Genomic DNA, 3,576 nt, shown 5'->3' with positions numbered 1-3,576 from the left:
CCTCTTCAGGAGTCCCCGTCCCCTCGCGCCAGTCGCTCCCGCAGCCGCATGCGCGCGCGGTGAAGCCGGCTCTTGTGGGCGCGCACGTCGATGCCCGTCAGCCGCGCGGCCTCCTCGGCCGACAGGCCCTCCACGTCCCGGAGGAGCAGCGCCTCACGGTCCGACGCGGACAGTGCCGCGAGCGCGTCCCGGAGCATCGCCCCCATCTTCCGCGCGTGGGCCACCTCGTCGGGAGCACGCTCCAGGGAGGGCACGGCCCTCACGGCCTCGGCGTCGAAGGGAAGTCGCTCCCCGCCCCGCGCCTCCCGCCGCCGCTCGCGCGAGCAGTGGGAGCGGGCCACCTGGTAGAGCCACGTGGACAGGCGCGCCTGCTCCCGGAACGCATGGAGGCCGCGAAAGGCGGTCATCAGCGTCTCTTGAAGCACGTCGCGGGCCTCCTCCTCGGAGCCGCACAGCCGCAGCCCGAAGCGGTACACCGGCGAGGCGTACCGGGCGAGCAGCGCCTCCAGCGCCTCCCGGTCCCCCTCTCGCGCCGCCGCGACGAGCGTCGCGTCGCTCCGGATGCGCTTCGTTGCCCTGCTCGAAACAGCCACGCGCCTGCTCCCTCTTGTCCAGGGGTGATGAGCGGCCGGGCCCTCGCGCGCCGCGAGCGTGGCCCACCGCATCCGACACGAACAACACCGGGCCCTGAATCCTTTTTCCGCCCACGCGACTCTCACCGACAGGACGCGGCGTGTCACCCTCGCTCCTCGGACTTCTCTCTTCTCGTCAGGTGCACTCACCATGAATACGGTCCTCCTTCCCCTCCTGGGGGGCGTCCTCATCGGACTCAGCGCGGCCCTCCTCCTGCTCTTCAACGGCCGCATCGCGGGCATCAGCGGAATCACCGGAGGACTCCTGTCCGCCGCGCCGGCCGACCGGGGCTGGCGCGCGTCCTTCCTCGGCGGGCTCGCGGTGGGGGGCGTGCTGCTGGCGACCTTCCGCCCGGAGTCGCTCGGTCCCCCGGTCCTCACCAGCGTGGGCGCGACGCTCGTCGCCGGGCTCCTGGTGGGCTTCGGCACCCAGCTGGGCGGCGGTTGCACCAGCGGCCACGGCGTCTGTGGCCTCGCCCGAGGCTCCAAGCGCTCACTCGTGGCCACCCTGACGTTCATGGCGACGGGCGCCATCGCCGTCTTCATCTCCCGACATGTACTGGGAGGTGTTTCGTGAAGGCCGCGCTCACGGCGGGACTGGCGGGGCTGCTCTTCGCGCTGGGGCTGGGGCTGGGCGGAATGACGGACCCGGCGAAGGTGGTGGGTTTCCTCGATGTGGCGGGGAGCTGGAATCCGAGCCTCGCCTTCGTCATGGCCGGTGCGCTGGGCACCTACGCGCTGCTCCGCCGGCTCATCCTCCGACGGGCGCAGCCCGTGTTCGCGGACCGCTTCCCTGCTCCGCCGCAAGCCGACGTGGACGGCCGCCTCGTCGCGGGCTCGGCGCTCTTTGGCATCGGGTGGGGTTTGTCAGGCTATTGCCCTGGCCCCGCTCTCGTGTCGCTCCCGGTGGGAGGCACGACGGTGCTGCTCTTCGTCGGGGCGATGCTGGTGGGAATGGGCGCGTTTCGCGGAATGTCGAGGCAACCTGGGTAGGCTGGCGACTTGCGCACAACCCGCCGCGAGGGCGGTGCGGGCTTGCGTCACGCATTGCGGGGCCGCGAATCTCAGACTTCCGGGCATGTGAATTGATTGGGACATCACATCGTGGGCTTTGAGTGCGTTTGCAAAGCTTTGGATGGATCACCCTCCGCGTCAGTGCTGGCTAGGATGAGTCCTCGATGCCACGCGCCGCGAACAGGATGCTGGACGTCGACGAAGAAAAGCTCGTCCACCAGTTCCCCGGGCTGGACCGCAAGGCGGTGGGGGCGTTCTTCACGCCCGCGCCCCTGGTGGAACGCACGCTATCGCTCGCGATGGCGCACCTGGGAGCTGGACCCCTCACGGTGGTGGACCCCGCCTGTGGGGCAGGAGCCTTCTTGTCGGCGGCCTCGAAGCTCTGGCCTGGAGCACGGCTGTGCGGGCTGGAGTTGGACCCCGCCGTGGCCAGACTCTGTCAGGCCCGGGTCCCGGAAGCCGACGTGCGCGAAGGCGACACGCTGCGAGGTGGGATGGAGCCCATGCTCGCGACGACGCCTCCGGAGCATCGCGAGCTGTGGGTGGGCAACCCGCCCTACAACGGCACCTCGCCCGTCCTGAAGGACCCGAGCGCCTACGCGAAGCTGCGCGCCCTGCTCCCGCTGGCGCTCCCACCGGGCACCAGCCTGCGGGACGACTTCGCCTTCTTCCTCCTGGTCGCCGCGCACCGGCTCTCCACGCGGCCCGGCGTGCTCGCCTTCATCACCCCGGCGAGCTTGCTGGACGCCTTCCTCTACGCGCCGCTGCGCCAGTCGCTGCTGCGCATGCTCACGCTGCGCGAGGTGGTGGACCTGGGCCCTGGCGCCTTCGCCGGCACGCAGGTGCGCACGTGCATCACCGTGTGGTCCTCGCTTCCGGGCCACGTGGACCCGCCGCGCTTCGAGCGCCGTGGCGAATGGCAGCACTTCACGCCGGAGGCGCCCGAGTGGCGCCTGGCACCTACCACGCCGGAGGCCAGCGCCTTGGATGCACGGTGGAGCGCGGAAGGCGAGGCCCTCACCACGTTGGTGCCGGTGAGCCTGCCCGGGGTGAAGACGCGCTTCGACGAGCTGCTGGTGGACGCGGACCCGGAGCGCCTGTTGGCGCGCATCCGCGCCTTCGCCGCGTCGCCCCTGGAGGAGTTGCCGGAGTTCGCGCGGGTGCATGGGCTGTCGGAGGAGCTGCTGCCGAAGCTGCGCGCGCTCAAGGTGGGCACGCCGCTGGAGGTGGACGCGAAGCACCTGCGGCCCTTCTACCGGTACGGAGGGGCCCGGCACCGGGGCACGCTGCCACCGGAGACTCGCGCGTTCTGCTACCTGGACCGGCGCCTGATTCCCCGGGGAGACCACCGGCTGCGCGGCCCGTATGACCCTCACGTGGGCGCGGTGAAGCTCCTCTTCAACGTGCGCGAGCTGCCCCTGTCCGCCGCGCTGCTGGAGGAAGAGGGCTGCGTCCATGACCACCGGCACGCGCGGTTCGCGCCCCTGTACGTCCCCAAGCGACTGAGGGACGAGGGGCTGCGCGTCACCCGCTCCTCCACGTCCGCGGAGGAGCTGGGTCCCCTGGTGCCCAACCTGTCGCCCAGGGGGCTGGAGTGGGCGGAGACGTTGGGCGGTCCCCTGCCCGCCTTCCAGGCCATCGTGCGCTTCCTCAATGGACCCGACGTGCAGCGCGTCTGGGCTCCGGCCTTCGGGGCGTCGCGCGTGGTGCCGGTGCCGTTGCTGGTGCCGCCTCCAGGCCAGGAGTGAGCCTGTGTGTGGCGGGGCGTCTGCCCGCCCGCACGGTTTCCCAGCGGGGTGCGGAAACAACCGCTAGTGTCCACCTTCGCCGAGCTGATTTCCCCTCTGAAGGAAGGACCTACTTCATGAAGATTCGCGCGCTGCTCACCGCCACCGTTCTCACCGCCGCTGCTCCCGTGCTGGCCCAGGCC

4 protein-coding genes are annotated in these 3,576 nt (G+C 71.2%); 3 read left to right on the top strand and 1 reads right to left on the bottom strand.

The window, feature by feature from the left end; genetic code table 11:
• Positions 1–5: 5 nt before the first annotated feature.
• Complete coding sequence (locus HR086_RS45565; protein ID WP_371745499.1) at positions 6–593, bottom strand: RNA polymerase sigma factor; 588 nt, start codon at positions 591–593, stop codon at positions 6–8.
• 58 nt (positions 594–651) lie between these two features.
• Between HR086_RS45565 and HR086_RS45560 the strand changes: the two genes are divergently transcribed.
• The 3 genes from HR086_RS45560 to HR086_RS45550 all read left to right on the top strand — a co-directional run bounded on the left by HR086_RS45560 (position 652) and on the right by HR086_RS45550 (position 3,394).
• Positions 652–1,209, top strand: a complete 558-nt coding sequence (locus tag HR086_RS45560) for a YeeE/YedE family protein (RefSeq protein ID WP_371817173.1) — start codon at positions 652–654, stop codon at positions 1,207–1,209.
• A complete protein-coding gene (locus tag HR086_RS45555; RefSeq protein ID WP_174468786.1) occupies positions 1,206–1,625 on the top strand; it encodes a DUF6691 family protein in 420 nt (139 codons plus the stop codon). The genes HR086_RS45560 and HR086_RS45555 overlap by 4 nt, the downstream gene beginning before the upstream one ends.
• A gap of 185 nt (positions 1,626–1,810) precedes the next feature.
• On the top strand, positions 1,811–3,394 hold the full coding sequence (locus HR086_RS45550) for a class I SAM-dependent DNA methyltransferase (protein ID WP_174452943.1): 1,584 nt from the start codon (positions 1,811–1,813) through the stop codon (positions 3,392–3,394).
• Positions 3,395–3,576 lie beyond the last annotated feature (182 nt).

Origin of the sequence: Myxococcus sp. CA039A, from assembly GCF_013336645.1 — a bacterium.
Taxonomy (GTDB): domain Bacteria; phylum Myxococcota; class Myxococcia; order Myxococcales; family Myxococcaceae; genus Myxococcus; species Myxococcus llanfairpwllgwyngyllgogerychwyrndrobwllllantysiliogogogochensis.
Note: the sequence above shows the minus strand (reverse complement) of the source record. Positions and strands in the feature narration are given on the sequence as shown.

Coding starts and splice junctions, on each gene's coding strand:
- HR086_RS45550 (WP_174452943.1), top strand. CDS start 1,811: ATGCCACGCGCCGCGAACAGGATGCTGGACGTCGACGAAGAAAAGCTC.